The following is a 17884-nucleotide window of genomic DNA, read 5'->3' on the forward strand; positions in this document are numbered from 1 at the left end:
TGTCAGGGAAGCGCAGCTTGAATTTCACTTTGTAATCTGTGTAAAAAACGCCCCTGGCGTACCAGTTCTGCTGCTTTTTCCGGCTGATTCTGTATAAAGGCCGCATACAGTTGCTGGTATAAGCCAGTTTGTTCGAGCTCAATAGTGGCTGCAAGTTCTTTCAGTGTTGTCCAGTCAGCTTCTGCACGGGCGTCTTCGAGTGTTTCACGCCATTGCATCTGCTGCATTAAAAACTCAGCCGGAAAGTGCGTATGCTCTGGTGCATCCGCATCTACTCCCTGTTGTTTCAATAAATATGCAGCCCGGTCAAGCGGATTGCTCAGAATACGATAAGCTTCGTTAACGGTAGCAGCCATCATCATGGCCTGCTTTTGTTCAAAAGCACTTCTGGCAGCAAATTTATCCGGATGGCACTGTGCTGCCAGCAGGCGATAATTCTGCTCCAGTTGCTTATCATCAATATTGAACTGTTCAGGTAATTGGAAAAGCGCAAAGTATTGGTTCATGTGGCTCACCTTTATGGTGAAAATTGGGTCAAAGCTAAAGATACCGGACATGAAAAACAGGCTTTTCGCAAAATTTGGCTGTAATGCTGTATTTTGCTTATCAGCCGGCAGAATTGCGACATTCCGGCAATAGGGTTATTTATTTAAACATGAAAGCTTTCACCACAACCGCATTCATCTTTGGCATTGGGGTTGGCAAATTTAAAACCTTCCTGTAATCCTTCTTTAACAAAATCCAGTTCAGTACCATCCAGATAAACATGGCTTTTAGGATCAACAAATACTTTGACACCATGTTGTTCAAACAATAAATCTTCCGGCTGGATGTTATCAACAAATTCAAGAGTATACGCCATACCCGAACAGCCACTGTTTTTAACCCCGAGACGAATACCTTCGCCTTTACCACGTTTGGTCAGATAATTGCTAATATGCTTAGCGGCTTTTTCAGTCAGAGAAATCATATTCTCACCTGTTGGAAATTTGTCCTGAATTTACTATGCAGTACCTTCAGGGTTTTTACAATTATGATTAAAACGACGTTTGTAAGATGAAAGAAATGAGCGCTTAATGGCAATATTTTCTTCACAGTTAATACAAAAACGTGTACCAGGAAACTGAAGCTGATGTTCAGATGATATTGATTCACCGCATTCCAGACAAAATTGACTGGTACACATTCTGATATCGTTTAGGCGTACTGCATTAACCGATTGATTGTCATTATTTTCAGTAGTGGGTTCGTTGTTATTTGCGGTACTGCCAAAAATCATCATATTACTCGTTATGTTTTTTTCGATAATCTGCTACAGCAGCCTTAATAGCATCTTCTGCCAGAATAGAACAATGTATTTTTACTGGCGGTAATGCTAGTTCTTCAGCAATGGCACTGTTTTTAATAGCCAAAGCCTCATCCAGACTCTTACCTTTAACCCATTCTGTAATCAGACTTGAAGAAGCAATAGCAGAACCGCAGCCATAAGTTTTGAATTTGGCATCTTCAATAATACCGTTATCACTTACTTTGATTTGTAATTTCATTACATCGCCGCAGGCTGGTGCGCCTACCATACCGGTACCCACGCTCTGGTCACCCTTTTCAAAAGAGCCGACATTGCGCGGATTTTCATAATGATCAATGACTTTGTCACTGTAGGCCATAATAAGTTCCTTTTACAATTCTTCTGATGCCAGAATAACTACAATTGCTTTTATATTCGCAGCAAATAACCTGTTTTTGGTGTGCAGCCCTGCGATATAGCAGGGCAGAATATATCGTTTCAGTCTGAGCTGATTAATGTGCTGCCCATTCGACACTACTCAAATCAATGCCTTCCTGATGCATTTCCCATAATGGAGACAATTCGCGTAATTTACCGATTTTGGATTTAATCAGTTCAGCAGCATAATCGATCTCGGCTTCGGTAGTAAAACGTCCGAATGTAATACGCAGAGAGCTGTGCGCCAGCTCATCATTGCGACCCAGTGCGCGCAGTACATAGCTTGGTTCCAGACTTGCGGAAGTACAGGCAGATCCGCTGGAAACAGCGATATCTTTAACAGCCATAATCAGACTTTCACCCTCAACAAAATTAAAGCTGATATTCAGATTCTGATAAACGCGATGTTGTAAATCACCATTGATATATACTTCTTCAACACCTTTAATTGCATTGAGAAAACGGTCACGCAGTGCTTTAGCATGAGCATTGTCTTGATCCATTTCCAGACGCGCCAGACGGAATGCCTCACCCATGCCGACAATCTGATGAGTAGCCAGTGTGCCGGAACGGAAACCACGCTCATGCCCGCCGCCATGCATCTGTGCATTCAGGCGGACACGGGGTTTGCGGCGTACATACAAAGCACCAATTCCTTTAGGACCGTAGGTTTTGTGTGCAGACATACTCAGCAAACCAATCTGATTGGCTTTTACGTCAATATGAACTTTACCGGTAGCCTGAGCGGCATCGACGTGAAAAATAACTCCTTTTTCAGCACAAAGTGCACCAATAGCTGCAATATCCTGAATCACACCGATTTCATTATTTACCCACATCACGCTGACTAAGGTTGTATCTGGACGGATAGCAGCTTCCAGCTCTGCCATATCAATCAAACCATTTTCCTGTACACCCAGATAGGTAACTTCGAAGCCTTCTCTTTCCAGCTCTCGCATGGTATCCAGAATAGCTTTATGTTCAGTTTTGACCGTAATCAGATGCTTACCTTTACTGGCATAAAACTGTGCCGCACCTTTCAATGCCAGATTGTCAGATTCAGTGGCTCCTGAAGTGAAGATAATTTCTTTAGAATCCGCACCAATCAAAGCAGCAATTTCATTGCGTGCATTTTCTACGGCTTCTTCTGCCTGCCAGCCAAAGCTATGGCTATTGGATGCCGGATTACCAAAAAATTCCGTCAGGTAAGGAATCATTTTTTCAGCCACACGCGGATCAACCGGTGTTGTAGCTGAATAATCAAGGTAGATAGGAAGTTTTACGGTCATTGTCGTGTTCTCTTTAAATATCTATGGCTGCGCCGGAGTATTAATGCAGATTAATTAAGGTAACTGGCTGCTCCGGGTTGCTTTTTTTTTCATTACTGTTGTTATGGTAAGTTCGCTGATTCAGAATGCATTGCAAAGTAATGCCGCGCAGATAGCTGTCTATGGTTTTATTCAGATTTGCCCATAAGTCATGTGTCAGACAGGGTGAACCATCCTGACAATCAGCATGACCGCCGCAAACGGTAGCATCCAGCGTGTCTTCCGCTGCAGAGATAATATCTGCAATATTAATCTGAGCAGCATCATGACTCAGTACATAGCCGCCCCCCGGCCCGCGAATACTTTCTACCAGCCCGGCACGGCGTAATTTTCCGAACAGCTGCTCAAGATAAGACAGGGAAATGCGCTGGCGTTCACTTATTGCAGTCAGGTTTACTGCACCAGATTGCGCATGCATAGCTAAATCCAGCATGGCAATGACGGCAAAACGCCCTTTGGTGGTTAAACGCATGACAAAACCCGAAACAGATTGACAATGTATGAATTATCTAATACCCGACAATTTTAGTCAACTTTATTCATGGATAAATCAAGTAATTATGTCAGAATTAATTCCATCACAAATACATAGAATTCTGAAATTAATACTGGTTAAAATACTGGAAATACAGACTGTTTTCAGTTGCCTGGCAGCAGAACCGAACGAATTATTTTAATTTTTACAGATGATATTTCCAGATTATTAATAACATTCATCCAATCAGAGCGTTTGTATACGATAAGCACAGAATGATTAAGAAATTCGGGATTATCGGTTTTTCTGAGAACAGGCCGGAATCAAGCTCACGGATAGTAAAATGAAAAAATAATGCAAGCCGTAAAAATACTTAAGTTGTTAATAAAGCTGAGCTAATAGCTAAACTTCAAAAGATATTGATACTTTGTTTGAGAGGAAATTGAAATTCAAAATATTTATGCCGATTGAAAAATCATATTTCAGATAATAAAACAGCTCTGAATATATTCAGACCTGCAAGAAATGTCCGGAGTAAATGTTATAAACTGGCAAAAGCATCGGTAGCAGCCACCAGAGCAGCCTGATTTGCCGGTTCAAAGCCAGAATGACCGGCCATAGTGACTACCAGTCTGGCAAGCGGTAAAGCCCGCTGCAATTCCCATGCGCTTTCAATCGGTGTGCACATATCATAGCGCCCCTGAACAATGACAATCGGAATATCAGCCAGCAGCTGAATATTTTCCAGTAAGGCAAATTCGCTTGCCAGCCAGCAGCGATGGACAAAATAATGATTTTCAATCCTTGCAATTGCCAAGGCACGCTGAGGATCATTATATTCGTCTATACTAGCCTGATTATGCTCTAAATGTACAATACTACTTTCCCATTGGGCCCATGCTTTAGCTGCATTGAGCTGAGTTGTTTCATCCGTATAAGGATGGCATAACAACTCATGATAGGCATCTACTAAATTATGCCGTTTATTTTCAGCAATCGGTGCGAGATAATTCTCCCATGCTTCCGGAAAAATATGATTTGCGCCTTGCTGATAAACCCAAGTAATTTCATGTGGCCGGCACAGAAAAATACCGCGCAGTATCAGCTCACTGACTCTTTGCGGATAAGTTTTAGCATAAGCAAGTGCCAGTGAGCTCCCCCATGAACCACCAAATACCTGCCAGCGTTCAATGTGCAGCATCCTGCGAACTTTTTCTAAATCTTCAACCAGATCCCATGTAGTATTGTCGTCAATACAGGCATAGGGCAGGGAACGACCGCATCCACGCTGGTCAATAATAATAATGCGGTATTTTTCCGGATTGAAGAAACCGCGGCATGCAGGCGAGGCACCGGCTCCCGGCCCGCCATGTAAAAAAATAACTGGTTTACCGGCCGGATTGCCGCTTTCTTCCCAGTAAATCTGATGAATTGCAGAAACCTGCAATAATCCAGACTGATATGGTTCAGTTATTGGATACATAAATGTGTTCCTGAAAGCATCTGCAAACTAATTAAATGATTATTATTAAATTATAATTTAATTGCATTTGGTTTTATCACTGTTCTGCAGGTTGTCTGCGGTTATCAATCAGCGAAACCACTTACGTACGGCATCCAGACCGCCAAAGCGTATATTAATAGACGTTGCGGCCTGTGTTTTCGGTTTGGCGTGGTAGGCAACTCCAAAACCGGCTGCCTGTAGCATCGGAATATCATTAGCACCGTCACCCATTGCCAGTACCTGCATTGGGTTTAGTCCAAGTTTTTCTCTGAATTGAACCAGTAAATCAGCTTTAGCCTGAGCATCAATAATTCTGCCTGCCAGCTCTCCGTTCAGAACATTATCTTGTATCACCAGCTGATTAGCAAAAGTATAATCAAGCCCGTATTGTTGCTGCAGCCGTTGAGTAAAATAAGTAAATCCACCGGAAACCAGCATGAATTTAACTGCATGTTTCTGACACTGCTGCAACAGCCATTCTGCACCCGGAGAAAGTTTCAGTACATGTTCATAAACCTGTTTTAATTCTTCAACCGGTAAACCCTTCAATAAAGCTACACGCGCCCGTAACGATTGCTCAAAATCAATCTCACCGCGCATTGAGCGTTCGGTGATGGCCGCAACCTGTGCCTGTAATCCCACTCCGGCAGCAATTTCATCCACACATTCAATGGTAATCAAAGTGGAATCCATATCACTAACAATTAATCCTAAGTCTGCAAAACTCTGATCAGGCAAAATAGCAAAATCAATTTTTTGCTCAATCAGCTGAGTCTGTGCTGATTCAGATAATTCGAAATCAACACTAACCGGCAGCCGCAGCACAGAATTATCAAATGTATATTCCGGATTTGACGGCATAATTGCGTTTAAATGGGATAAATCACACAGATGTAAATCCGAATGTTGTAAAATCAGAACAGGAAGCATAACAAATATACAGTCAGAAAAAAATTCAGTATAGACATCCATAATAGGCTTGACAACCAACAGTTAAAAAGAAAATAAGTACTGAAATCAGAATCCGGAAATTGAGTAAAATTAATCTTATTTAAACTAAGAATAAAAATAAAAAACTTAATTTACATTAAATTCTTTAAACATAAAGAAAAATTACAAATGAGTTTGTACAATGCAACTTTTTGTCCAAAATTGCGGTCGTGAAAGGATAAATAAATATCCAGAAATTTTAGTATTATTGCTATTATTCCAAGTCGCATTTTTATGGAGTTATTACATGCAACACCCCTCAACCACCTCATCGGCGGTCGATCAGTATCGCGAACTTACCGTTCGCGGCATGATCTTAGGTGCATTAATCACAGTAATATTTACTGCATCTAATGTATATCTGGGGCTGAAAGTTGGCCTGACATTCGCTTCATCCATACCTGCTGCCGTAATCTCTATGGCTGTACTCAAATGCTTTCATGGTTCAAATATTCTTGAAAACAATATGGTACAAACACAGGCATCGGCGGCCGGTACCTTGTCTTCAATTATCTTTGTTCTGCCCGGTTTATTAATGATTGGTTACTGGCAGGGTTTTCCATTCTGGCAGACAACCTTGATATGTGTTGCCGGCGGTATTCTTGGTGTTATTTTCACTATTCCTTTACGCCATGTACTGGTTGTTAATAGTGATTTACCTTATCCGGAAGGTTTAGCCGCTGCTGAAATACTCAAGGCTGGTGACCACAATCAACCACAGGAAAATGATGAAGATTCACCGCAAAGCGGAGTTAAACAGATTGTTACCGGTGGTATTTTATCCGGTATTTTCAGTTTTCTGGCTGGCGGCTTACGCGTAATCAGTGAAAGTGCCAGTTACTGGTTTAAAGTAGGCGGAGCCGTATTTCAGGTGCCAATGGGCTTTTCACTGGCTTTACTGGGTGCCGGTTGGCTGGTAGGTATTACCGGCGGTATTGCTGTACTGCTAGGCATGTTTTTTTCGTGGGGAATAGCCGTACCGTATTTCACCAGCACCACTGCAATGCCTGAAAATGTTTCAATGATGGATTTTGCAATTAAACTTTGGGTAACCAAAGTCCGCTATATTGGTGCCGGAGCCATCGCTGTTGCTGCAATCTGGACATTAATTACCCTTTTCAAACCTATGCTTGAAGGCATGAAACTTTCTTTTCAGGCCTTTGGATCGGATTCACAAACCAGCAAAACACAGGAGCGGGTAAATCAGGATTTATCGCCTAAAACCATGATGCTGATTGTAGTGGCTACTCTGATCATTCTGGTTGCTACCTTTTACAGCTTTATTGCCACTGCGCCGATATCTTTCGGACTGGCCTGTGCTTTGGTTGCGTGTGCCACCATCATGGCCTTCATTATAGGTTTTCTTGTGGCTGCAGCTAGTGGCTATATGGCTGGTCTGATTGGTTCTTCTTCCAGCCCGATATCCAGTATCGGTATAGTTTCAATCATCATTATATCGCTGGTATTCATGGTGATTGGTCAGTCTAGCGGTATTTTCGCACAAGCTGGTGGTAATCAGTTTATGACAGCTTTAGCATTATTTACTGCTTCTGTGGTTATGGCCATTTCTACTATTTCTAATGATAATCTGCAGGATTTAAAAACCGGCCATCTGGTTCAGGCTACTCCGTGGCGCCAGCAAGTAGCACTAATTATTGGCAGCATTGTTGGTGCGATAGTAATCTCACCAGTACTTGAACTGTTGTATAACGCTTATGGTTTTACCGGAGCCTTACCACGTGCCGGAATGGATGCTGCTCAGGCACTGTCAGCACCGCAGGCAACTCTGATGACCACTATTGCCAAAGGGATTTTTTCTCACAATCTGGAATGGGCATACATCAGAGCAGGCGTATTTTTGGGTGTATTCCTGATTGTGCTTGATGTGGTGGTTAAATATCTTCGTCCGGGCTGGAGTGTACCTCCGCTGGCAGTGGGTATGGGTATTTATCTGCCGGCTTCCGTCAATATGCCAATCTTTATCGGAACAGTATTATCCTATTTATGTTTGCGTTATATCAAAAAGCGCCATACTGATCCAGCTATTCAGGAGAAAGAGGTTAAAGCCACAGATCGTCGTGGTACATTACTGGCTGCTGGATTAATAGTCGGTGAAAGTATCGTAGGTGTAGTAATGGCTATGGTAATTGTTGCATCTATTGCTCTGGGTGGCGGCGAATCTCCGCTGGCTTTGAATTTGCAGGGCTGGGATAAAATTGGAGAACTATTAGGTTTACTTCTCTTTATCTCATTTATGGCAATTTTGGTACGGCAAATAATAAAAAAATAACAGTTAAATTAATTAAAACAGCGCATAAAAAGCGCTGTTTTTTTTGTATATCTTCTGAGTTATACAGACTTAAATGAAATAATTCTACAGTATATTTATATGCCATTATACTTAAAAAAATAAAAAAAATAGCTTCAATACTAGCTGTCTCGAAAATATCTAATGTTAATATAAAATCATATAAATTATTCTTGAATAGATATTTTATTAGTATTTTTCATATATCCTAATAGAGAATAATTTTTCGTGTAACGAATATTATTATAAAAATGAATACAGTAATAATTGAAACACATTGTCAAATAAACTGTTATTGCAAATTAATATTTCAACTAACTCTGATTTCTAAATTCATTATATTTGTTGTAATAATATCTCTTTTATTATAGTAAATTTTGATATTCACATTATCAGTCCGGAGACTGGGAAATTTTTATTTTCTATTGTTAATGCACAGCGGATGCATTCCGCACCTGGTGCCACGTTGACAGGGAGCGAGCAAGGTGAGCGAAGAAGCTACAAGTACCGTGAGCTTAGTAAGGTTATACACTAAAAAAATCAGCAAGGTATTGTGAAGATTAAACTGATTTATACAAGGTAATCTGGATGTAACACATTGCAGCGTTTGTGTTACTAGACGCTGATCTTTGAGACTGATTCTTGTCTGCGTTATCTGATTGTAATTGCCGGCACAAATTAACAAGTCGAGTTGTCAAAAAACTCAATGAATATTAATATGAGCAATATGTCAGCCGAGTTGTGTTAACGCAATCTCATGTTTGAGTTTTTATATACTACTTAATCTTTTACGCCTTCTTCTTTATAAATGCTGTTGCTAATGCTGTTGCTAATGTTGTTGCTGATGCAGTGATTAAAATATCTGCGAATTTTCCTGCACGTTTTCCTGCAAATTTCATCAATTCTTTTGCACAAGTAGGACAAAACTCATCATCATAATAGTCTCCTCCAACTGCATAATTTCTACATCCATAGTTTCGGCAAACATAAATGGTTTCTTCACAATTTGGACATTCACACTTATCTCTTCTTAAATTGTTTTTAACTGAAATTTTTGCTCTGACTTCATGATTACAATTCGGACAAATACCTATTGGTTTATACTTTGATGTTTGTTCATTCATAATTGACACCTTATAAATCCATGTATGGTCTAATTGAATTGCGTTAATAATGAAAACCAATATATTTCTAATCAACTAAAACCTTAATATTTTGCGAACCAAAATAGAGGTTATACAGCTAAAAATAAATCAAATTATTAAATAACTGTAGTTTATTTAAGTATATTATAAATTTAATTTGTTTTAGTAAATTTTTTTATATTAAATAAAGTAAAATATAGTTAATTAATTTCAAATAGAGATGTTCAACATTTATGTTTAAAAAAATTTTGAACAAAAAGAGCGAGTTGAATTAGTTAAGAATGAGCTGAACGATGTAAAGCGTAAACGTGATACGTTAATAAATGCAATTGAGAACAGTTCAGATGAAGTAAGTTCAATTATGAAATAAATATCAAATTAAAATGAAAGAGAAAGAGCTCTATTAATTAGACAGGAAAAATATCTGCTGAGCCTGTCTTTGTCGAGCCTTCTGGTATTGGAATTGATTCAGCTGTTAAAGCTCTGCGGGATATCATAACAAATATAAAGAATGTACGAAAAATAAGGATTTTATTACAATCATTTATAGAGAGTATTGAAGTATTTGATGATGAAAAAGTTATAAACTATATACCTGAACGGATTGTGAATGCAAAAGCGGTTCATAGTAAGAACGAATGGCACGCCTACAGGGATTCGAACCCCGGTTGCTACCGTGAAAGGGTAGTGTCCTCGGCCTCTAGACGATAGGCGCATTAATATGTGTTAGAGTGTATATGATACTATAATTTGTATAAACATATATCATTTTCACAAGTATGAAAAGTAATTCTAACAGTTTTAATTATTACAAGAAATATCTCTTACCAGAATTATTATATTGTCAACTTTGATATTACTTTGCTTTGTTTTTAAAAAGACAAATTAAATAATAAAATTTATTTGAATAAATTTTATAAAAATTAAAATCAATTAATGATATATTCATAACAAATTGATAAATGGTTAAGTTTAGTTAAATCTATGTATAAATAAATATTTTATGATATAATATTTTTGTTGTTTAAACAACATGCCAATAATATTATATTTATTTATAAAGGAGAAAAATATGGCTTTTTTTACTGTTACTGCCTCTAATGGATCTAAAACATTTATTAACAGCAATATGGTTAATAAAGTAGTTGATTATGGTAATTATCGTGTCATTTATCAAGGAAGTGATACTAATAACTTTTCAGTCAGAGAAAGTATGTCTTATATTTGGGACTATTTAAATAGTAAATAAAAGTTGTATAGGTTAAATTTTATTTTCTTTGAGAAGGAAGTCATAAAATGAAAACTGATTTAACATGCATTCTTTTAACATTACTGTTATCTTTTTCATTTAGCAATGTTTTTGCATATAAACCTTCACAATTTGATAAAATTCGCCTGAAACAAAATTGTAAAAATGAGCAGGAGTCGCCATTTAAAGACTTCGCTGGTACGCCCAGTTGTGACAAGCTGAAAAAAATCGAAATCGATGAAAATCAGCCAACTTACCGGGTAATTCATGAACAATAAATGAATCTTATCTGAAAAGGTAAGTATAAACGTAGCCTGATTAGGCCAATCAGGTTACAAAGTTGACAGATTTAAACTCTGCAAGCTGCATCAGAACGACGGTTCTGATGCAGCTTAAATTTTATTAATAATAGTATTTTTATGTCGATTGACAGGGTAAGTAACCAAATAAATGAATAATACATATCTTAAATGTACTATTTTAATTTTATTTCAGTCCATTGTTCAGTTATTTGCTTATTTGTTATAATTTAATTTGGAATTTTAATTAAATTTAATATTAATGTTATAGTTTATTTTAATGCGTTAATATTATATAATATATAGAAATTATTTTAATTTAGATATACTAAATTTTAAACTTTTAATAAATATAAGTTATGAATGTATTAATATTAACAAATCATTTGGTTGAACTTTGTGGTTCAGAAATTCAAGTTTTGGAGATATATAAGTATTTCAAAGAAAGAGATCATAATATTTCGGTATATGCAAATATTTTGGGTGATCCTATTATTAAATATTTTGATAAAAATGATTTAATAACAAATTTAGAACAAATAAATTTAGAAAATATTAATTTTATTTGGTCTCAACATTGTATGGTTGCTAGACTATTTCAAAATCATATACATAAAAATATCGATCTTAAATTAATTTCAGTGCATTTATCCCCATATGAAATGATGGAGTTATGCTCATTACCATATATGAAATTATTAGATTGTATATATGTAGCAAATAGCAAAGAAACAAAAGATAAATTAGTTTCGTTGGGTATTGAAACCAAAAATATTTTTATTAGCAGTAATTGTGCCCCGAGTAAATATTTGGATAACTCTATTAAAGAAACTAAGCTGAACAATATTTTGGTAGTATCAAATCATTTACCACAAGAAATAATCGAGGCTACAAATATATTAGCTAAAGATTTTAATGTAAATATCATAGGCGGAAAAAAAGCTGTATTAGTCACCCCTGAGCTAATAAAACAATATGATATGATAATAACTATCGGTAAAACAGTACAATATGGATTATTATCTAATATTCCTGTATATTGTTATGACCATTTTGGCGGACCAGGTTTTTTAAATTTTGAAAATTATGAAGTAGCAAAATATTATAATTTTTCAGGAAGAGGTTTTGAGAAAAAAACTGCACAAGAAATTGTTTTAGAAATCAGAGAAAATTTTCAATTTTCCGTTGATTTTTTTAATAAATTTTCAAAAAAAAATGACTTTATACTTGAAAAATTTATGGACAACCTCTTTCAGCAAAATAAAAAATGTATTCTTACAAAGGAAAAACAGCAATTATTACTTCCTTTTGTGGCTTTTGAAAAAAAAATCGCTGAATTATATTCTTTAATGAAAAAAGAACAGCATTATAGTGGTCAACTTTTGTTAGAAATGGTCAAATTAAAAACTGAGCTTAATAGTAAAGAAGAAAAACTAACCAATTTTTCTAAAGAATTATATTTGGCTAATGAAAAAATTAACTATAAAGAAAGTAAAATAATAAAGTTACAGAAAGAAAAACAAAAATTAAAAAGAAAATTAAAAAAAATCCTAATTATATTTTTATTAGTACTTACAATGTTATCAATATTCATTTATAAATTAATATAATTTAACTAAATAAAGAAATATGCAATTAAATAGTCAAATTTAATAATTAATTATTAATAATAATTAGAGAAAGAAGATTAGTATGTAGAATAAAATTCTAATATTTAAAATTATTGTGCCCATAAAATAAAATATATTTTTTATTATAATTTTATGTTCGATTTATTAGTGGATACTTAATTGTAAAATATAACTATTTGAATTTTTTAAGTTATTTAAATTCTTATTTTATTGTAAAATTATTTATAAGCTAAGAAATTGCATACCTATATGATTTATATATGTAAATTTTATATGAAGTATTTTTATGTTAAAATATTTACACATTTAAGCTAATAAGATATTATCTTAACTTTATTGAATATAATTAGCAATATAGTTGGTGTATAAACATGCTTAAGAGAATACAATCATCTAAGTTTGTAAAAATTAAACTGCTGGGGTTAACTATTTATAAAAGAGATACAGATTTCGAAAGACAATATATTTTGAAAAGTTTGTTAACCATCAAGAAAAATCAAACACATAAAACTATTCGATTATTGGGAATAAAAATTTACTCTAAAAAAATAATTACAAATAAAAAAAAGTCTGATAATTTAAATCAAACTGATAATTTGTGGTTTGTTCCTACAATCCCGTCAGATGATGACTGGAACAGATTATCACCTTGCAAATATACACATTCAACTCGTTGTGTAGTGGTTTTACCTGTTTATAAAGGGTTAAATGAAACTTTATGCTCAGTTTTTCATGCATTAAAAAGCCGAATTTCTGATTCTTACAGTCTTTTAGTTATAAACGATTGTGGACCTGACGAAGAGCTTAATATTAAGTTACAGCAACTTTCTGAGAAAGGTCTTTTTGATTATTATTGTAATAAAACAAATTTGGGTTTTGTTAAAACAGTTAATTATGCAATTACACATCTATCACATAATCTTGATGTAATTTTACTGAACTCAGACGCTTTTGTTTTTCCCGGATGGTTTGAGAAAATGATTCGTTATGCTGATCAGGATGAATCTATTGCTACAATCACACCAATGTCAAACAATGCTACAATATGCAGTTATCCATTTACTAATTATGATAATAATAAAGAGTTGGAAATAACACCTGCCCAACTTAATAATCTTGCTTCTGAAATAAATAAAAATTTATATGTAGAAACGCCAACAGGTGTTGGTTTTTGTTTTTATATGAGAAGAACAGTTATAGACAAGATAGGACTTTTAGATGATGTACATTTTAAAGTTGGATATGGAGAAGAAAATGATTTTTGTATGAGAGCAATACATGCCGGCTTTAAGAACATTATTATTGGTGATGTTTTTGTTTTTCATGTTGGGTCTGTTTCTTTTTCTGCTACTAAAGAAGAAAATATGAAGCGCGGAGCAAATGCATTAAAATTAAAACATCCGAATTACAACTATTTAGTTCAAAATTTTATTAATGTTGATCCACCTTTTTTATTAAGAGCTAATCTTGATTTGGCAAGATTAAAATTTTTGATTAAAAATCAAAAATGTATTGTGTTTATATCACATAATTGGGGAGGGGGAATTAATACATATCTTGAGCAGATAATCAATAAATATACTAACGAATCTATTTTTTGTATTGTTTTAACTGTACATGATAGAGAGTTATATTCTATTAGCTTGGAAAAATTTGAACAATTAGATTTTAATAACTTAAAAAATCTTTCTCTAAGAGGAAATTTAGACTTTTTAAATCTTTTTTTTAAAACTATTGATCCAGATTTGGTACATATTAATAGCTTTGCAGGTCTTGATTGGTATTACCACCTAAAATTATTAACATATTTTTCATCATCTAACTTAAAGTATAAATTTGTTATTCATGATTATGCCTGTATGTCTAATGATTATACACTTCTAAGTCCTGAATACATTTATGAAAAAGAACCCTCTTTAGAAAAAAGAAATATTTGGAATAATTTTAAAACACCAATATCAAATTTAAATATGACAGATGTATTTGAAAGGCAGGCAGCTTATGCTGATTTTTTTCATAATTGCTCAATAATTGAAGCACCTTCCAAACGTGCTAGAGATATTATATTAAGTGATTTTCCTGATTTGAATATAAATGTTATTTCTCATGATTCACTAGTTAAAAATATATTGCCTGCTAGGAGAAGTAAAGAAATTGGTAAAATTAAAATTGCAACAATCGGAGCCATCGGTTTAGCAAAAGGATCGCAATTACTATCAGCACTGGCTCTAGATTCACAAACAAGAGATTTAAATTTAACCTACTTTGTAGTTGGATATGTAAATGCAGCTCTCAAACAAGATATGAAGAAAAATGGCATTAGTATTTCTGGTAAATTTCAGAATGAAAATGAATGTATTAATATACTTAGAGAAATTTCTCCGGATATAGTTTTACTGCCAAGTATTTGTGAAGAAACCTTTTGCTATACCTTATCTATAGTTTTAGCTTTAAAAATACCAACTATTGTTTTTGATATTGGTGCTCAGTCAGAAAGGACTCAGGAATTTGATTGGGTTATACGTTTAAACCCATCATTAATGAGTAATCCTAGGGCCATTTCAGATATAATTAGTAGACTAAATATTGATGATTTATGGGAAAAGGCTAACAGTTGAAATCATTAAATATTTATATTTGTGTAAATTTTATATTAAATAAAATAATTAATAAAATTTTGGGCTTAGAATAAAATAATAATATTATTATATAGAGTTTAGTTATGCCTATAAGGTAGTCTTTTATAGGCATAATAAATAATAATTGTTTATTTATTATTGTATTTATACACCTATATACTGAAGATAACTATTAAATATCTTACTAAGTAGTTATTTGTTTAGTATTTAATGAGTTTAAATTATTGAATGAATTGATCGTTTAATTATTTTATTCAATAATAATATTTATATAATAAGTACATTTTATTAATCCTGAAAATATTTTTATTAATTATTACCTAATAATTAATTTTAAAGATTTAAACAATAAAAAAAATTTAATTTTATAAGGGTTTATATTTCAATTCAATTTGAAATATGGAATATGTATTTTGTTTGTTTTGCAAATTTTTAATTTTAAGTTCTAAACTATATAACATAGTAATACCATCAAAAATAGACAGTCCTAATCCGCTGCCAGTACTTTTTTGCCCAGCCGGCCGGAAAAGTGTTCGCGCAGACGTTTCAGGTTTTCTAAAACAATATTATTAAAGGGATTAGTAATGCTGATAGAGTTTGTGTCGAGGGTTAAATCAATAATACTGTGTTCAGGACTATAGAGAATGGCATTATCAGGCATATTACGGATAAGAATAGTCAGCAGGATATGATCACTGCGAATAGGTAATACTGCCGCCGCATCAGTATTAAATTGGCGTGGGATACGACACTGGCGTTCATGTGCCAGCAAGTTTACACTTTGAATTTACGAATAAAGCCCCACAAAAAAACTCCTTAAACGAGTGAAACCTGATTTACTGGCTGCTCTCCAAAACATCTATAAATCTTGTCAATGAATTTTATGCAAGGAGAGTTAGCTGATGGTCGGTTCTGTTGATTATTTAATGTGATTGATGATTTTAATCCAGAAGGCTTAACTATAGAAGCGAACTTATCTTTGCCCACAGAGCAGGTCATATAGTCGATAAATCAGGTCGTTGAATGGGGAGGGCAACTTAAATTGTTACGCTGTGATAATAAGCCCGAGTATATTAGCGAAAAACTCGCTACATATCCAAAAATAGGGATTATTTTGTGTTTTATGTATCCAGGCAATGCGTAATTGAGCGCTTCAATCGTATGGTAAGATATGATTGGGTCAGCCATTATATCTATCATGATATTCAAGAATTACAAGATAAAGCTAAACATTGGCTATGGATATAATCATGAACGGCCAATGAATATGATAGTATTTTAGATGTGACTGAACATTATAAGTTGGGATTCCTGCTACAGAAAGTAGTAACCGTTGATGGTATAGCGAATACGGTCTTTTTTTGGCGTCCGATTTAGCCGCTCATATTATGATACAGAATATTGTTGCGGATAGTGGTGCTATATTAGGCGTTTAAATATAGAAATGATGATTATTCAGTTATCAAAAATCTGGATTCGTCTACTGATAATGCATAGAGCTTCAGTAACAATCTATTCTGACTGCTCCTGAGTTAATATTGTTATCACTCCGACAACCGGACTTTTCCAGTACTGTTTGTATGCTGTTTTAACCTTGCTTTGTTGCTGGTTGCGTTGCTGTCACCTCACGAGAAGTTGTTGTGCTTTAGAGTGACGATAATTATGCATTGCCATAAGTAAAAAGCGAATATGCTTTTCTGTAGAAATTTATTTTGATAATTTACTATTAATATGATTCTTATGGATAGTAGTGTGAGTAAAGTTTCGATATGAGAGACGGTTTCTCATGGCTTTTTGGTAGTTTCCCGGTGTGATCCCGAAATTTCGTCGGAAAATAGAAATAAACCCGCTAATATTGTCATAACCTAAATATAAAGATATTTCTGTGACTGGTTTTCCGGCAGCAAGCAATTCTAATGCTTTTAACATGCGCAGTTTCTGGCGCCATTCTGTGAAGTTAAACCCGGTTTCATTTGTAAACCGACGTGTTAATGAACGTCGGGAAATGCCAGCCCAAATGCCCCAGTCGTTAATTTTTCTGTCATCACCAGGATTATCACAAAAAGCTAAAGCGATTTTTAACAGACGCATATCTTTTGGCATTGGAAGTGCTAGCTCAACTTGAGGCATTGTTCTAATCTCGTCAAGGATTACGGCAATTAATCGCTTCTGTTCCGGTTCCAGTTCTGAATTATGCCATGACATGGTTCGTGTAATTGCTTCACGCAGTAAGTCAGATAATTCTAAAACGCATGGTTTGACAGGTAGTTTAGTACATGCGTTTTTTTGTATATAGATGCTCCATCCTTCGAATGGCCCATGTGATCCAAGAAGACTATGCTGTACATTTGGAGGTATCCAGACACCATGAGTTGCGGGCACTACCCATTGACAATTTTCTGCTTCAATTGAAATTAAACCCTGTAATGTGCCGAGTAATTGTCCTCTTGAATGACCATGACGTTGTGTCACTCTCTGGGAAGAGTGGCTTACTGTCGATATGATCATCGGTTCGCTATCAGAAGAAGCGATCTGTGGAGAAATGAGCGGAGTATTCATTGATATGGCCCCGATGGGATATTTTGTGGTT

Annotated in this window: 16 protein-coding genes and 1 tRNA gene; 5 read left to right on the forward strand and 12 right to left on the reverse strand. The window is 34.9% G+C overall.

Annotated elements, in window-relative coordinates:
* Positions 1–2: 2 nt before the first annotated feature.
* The 8 genes from hscB to serB form a co-directional block, all read right to left on the reverse strand.
* Positions 3–506, reverse strand: a complete 504-nt coding sequence (gene hscB / locus H3V01_RS00815) for a Fe-S protein assembly co-chaperone HscB (protein ID WP_198185690.1) — start codon at positions 504–506, stop codon at positions 3–5.
* A gap of 143 nt (positions 507–649) precedes the next feature.
* Positions 650–970: an iron-sulfur cluster assembly protein IscA gene (gene iscA, locus H3V01_RS00820; RefSeq protein WP_025330173.1), complete on the reverse strand. Its 321-nt coding sequence runs from the start codon at positions 968–970 to the stop codon at positions 650–652.
* A gap of 33 nt (positions 971–1003) precedes the next feature.
* Complete coding sequence (locus tag H3V01_RS00825; RefSeq protein ID WP_037475645.1) at positions 1004–1282, reverse strand: TraR/DksA C4-type zinc finger protein; 279 nt, start codon at positions 1280–1282, stop codon at positions 1004–1006.
* 1 nt (position 1283) lies between these two features.
* Positions 1284–1667, reverse strand: coding sequence for a Fe-S cluster assembly scaffold IscU (gene iscU / locus H3V01_RS00830; RefSeq protein WP_025330175.1), 384 nt, complete (start codon positions 1665–1667; stop codon positions 1284–1286).
* Positions 1668–1800: 133 nt separating this feature from the next.
* A complete protein-coding gene (locus tag H3V01_RS00835; RefSeq protein WP_037391791.1) occupies positions 1801–3015 on the reverse strand; it encodes an IscS subfamily cysteine desulfurase in 1215 nt (404 codons plus the stop codon).
* A gap of 40 nt (positions 3016–3055) precedes the next feature.
* Positions 3056–3526, reverse strand: coding sequence for a Fe-S cluster assembly transcription factor (locus H3V01_RS00840; RefSeq protein WP_025330177.1), 471 nt, complete (start codon positions 3524–3526; stop codon positions 3056–3058).
* Between the two features lie 544 nt (positions 3527–4070).
* Positions 4071–5012 (reverse strand): prolyl aminopeptidase, encoded by a 942-nt coding sequence (gene pip, locus H3V01_RS00845; RefSeq protein WP_198185692.1) that lies wholly within the window; start codon positions 5010–5012, stop codon positions 4071–4073.
* A gap of 108 nt (positions 5013–5120) precedes the next feature.
* A complete protein-coding gene (gene serB, locus H3V01_RS00850; protein ID WP_198185694.1) occupies positions 5121–5963 on the reverse strand; it encodes a phosphoserine phosphatase SerB in 843 nt (280 codons plus the stop codon).
* Positions 5964–6270: 307 nt separating this feature from the next.
* Between serB and H3V01_RS00855 the strand changes: the two genes are divergently transcribed.
* Positions 6271–8313, forward strand: coding sequence for an OPT family oligopeptide transporter (locus H3V01_RS00855; protein WP_084549935.1), 2043 nt, complete (start codon positions 6271–6273; stop codon positions 8311–8313).
* A gap of 806 nt (positions 8314–9119) precedes the next feature.
* On the opposite strand, the gene H3V01_RS00860 is transcribed toward H3V01_RS00855, so the two are convergent.
* The gene (locus H3V01_RS00860) at positions 9120–9455 is read right to left on the reverse strand and encodes a hypothetical protein (RefSeq protein ID WP_198185696.1); all 336 of its coding nucleotides are present in this window, start codon (positions 9453–9455) and stop codon (positions 9120–9122) included.
* Between the two features lie 660 nt (positions 9456–10115).
* Positions 10116–10191, reverse strand: a tRNA-Glu gene (locus tag H3V01_RS00865).
* A gap of 357 nt (positions 10192–10548) precedes the next feature.
* Between H3V01_RS00865 and H3V01_RS00870 the strand changes: the two genes are divergently transcribed.
* From H3V01_RS00870 to H3V01_RS00885, 4 genes are all read left to right on the forward strand, one after another.
* Positions 10549–10725 carry a hypothetical protein gene (locus H3V01_RS00870; RefSeq protein ID WP_198185698.1) on the forward strand — a complete coding sequence of 59 codons (177 nt, stop codon included), beginning with the start codon at positions 10549–10551 and terminating at the stop codon, positions 10723–10725.
* Positions 10726–10772: 47 nt separating this feature from the next.
* Complete coding sequence (locus H3V01_RS00875; protein ID WP_084584844.1) at positions 10773–11003, forward strand: hypothetical protein; 231 nt, start codon at positions 10773–10775, stop codon at positions 11001–11003.
* Between the two features lie 380 nt (positions 11004–11383).
* Positions 11384–12634: a hypothetical protein gene (locus H3V01_RS00880; RefSeq protein WP_198185700.1), complete on the forward strand. Its 1251-nt coding sequence runs from the start codon at positions 11384–11386 to the stop codon at positions 12632–12634.
* 392 nt (positions 12635–13026) lie between these two features.
* Positions 13027–15273 (forward strand): glycosyltransferase, encoded by a 2247-nt coding sequence (locus tag H3V01_RS00885; protein ID WP_198185702.1) that lies wholly within the window; start codon positions 13027–13029, stop codon positions 15271–15273.
* Positions 15274–15781: 508 nt separating this feature from the next.
* On the opposite strand, the gene H3V01_RS00890 is transcribed toward H3V01_RS00885, so the two are convergent.
* A complete protein-coding gene (locus H3V01_RS00890; protein ID WP_198185704.1) occupies positions 15782–16066 on the reverse strand; it encodes a hypothetical protein in 285 nt (94 codons plus the stop codon).
* Positions 16067–17001: 935 nt separating this feature from the next.
* Complete coding sequence (locus H3V01_RS00895; RefSeq protein ID WP_198185706.1) at positions 17002–17853, reverse strand: AraC family transcriptional regulator; 852 nt, start codon at positions 17851–17853, stop codon at positions 17002–17004.
* Positions 17854–17884: the final 31 nt, after the last annotated feature.

This window comes from Snodgrassella sp. M0351, from assembly GCF_016100575.1.
In the GTDB taxonomy this organism is placed as follows: Bacteria; Pseudomonadota; Gammaproteobacteria; order Burkholderiales; family Neisseriaceae; genus Snodgrassella; species Snodgrassella alvi.

Bases quoted from the DNA above. Each gene is read 5' to 3' on its own strand.
- hscB (WP_198185690.1), bottom strand. From the start codon at position 506: ATGAACCAATACTTTGCGCTTTTCCAATTACCTGAACAGTTCAATATT.
- iscA (WP_025330173.1), bottom strand. From the start codon at position 970: ATGATTTCTCTGACTGAAAAAGCCGCTAAGCATATTAGCAATTATCTG.
- H3V01_RS00825 (WP_037475645.1), bottom strand. From the start codon at position 1,282: ATGATGATTTTTGGCAGTACCGCAAATAACAACGAACCCACTACTGAA.
- iscU (WP_025330175.1), bottom strand. From the start codon at position 1,667: ATGGCCTACAGTGACAAAGTCATTGATCATTATGAAAATCCGCGCAAT.
- H3V01_RS00835 (WP_037391791.1), bottom strand. From the start codon at position 3,015: ATGACCGTAAAACTTCCTATCTACCTTGATTATTCAGCTACAACACCG.
- H3V01_RS00840 (WP_025330177.1), bottom strand. From the start codon at position 3,526: ATGCGTTTAACCACCAAAGGGCGTTTTGCCGTCATTGCCATGCTGGAT.
- pip (WP_198185692.1), bottom strand. From the start codon at position 5,012: ATGTATCCAATAACTGAACCATATCAGTCTGGATTATTGCAGGTTTCT.
- serB (WP_198185694.1), bottom strand. From the start codon at position 5,963: ATGCTTCCTGTTCTGATTTTACAACATTCGGATTTACATCTGTGTGAT.
- H3V01_RS00855 (WP_084549935.1), top strand. From the start codon at position 6,271: ATGCAACACCCCTCAACCACCTCATCGGCGGTCGATCAGTATCGCGAA.
- H3V01_RS00860 (WP_198185696.1), bottom strand. From the start codon at position 9,455: ATGAATGAACAAACATCAAAGTATAAACCAATAGGTATTTGTCCGAAT.
- H3V01_RS00870 (WP_198185698.1), top strand. From the start codon at position 10,549: ATGGCTTTTTTTACTGTTACTGCCTCTAATGGATCTAAAACATTTATT.
- H3V01_RS00875 (WP_084584844.1), top strand. From the start codon at position 10,773: ATGAAAACTGATTTAACATGCATTCTTTTAACATTACTGTTATCTTTT.
- H3V01_RS00880 (WP_198185700.1), top strand. From the start codon at position 11,384: ATGAATGTATTAATATTAACAAATCATTTGGTTGAACTTTGTGGTTCA.
- H3V01_RS00885 (WP_198185702.1), top strand. From the start codon at position 13,027: ATGCTTAAGAGAATACAATCATCTAAGTTTGTAAAAATTAAACTGCTG.
- H3V01_RS00895 (WP_198185706.1), bottom strand. From the start codon at position 17,853: ATGAATACTCCGCTCATTTCTCCACAGATCGCTTCTTCTGATAGCGAA.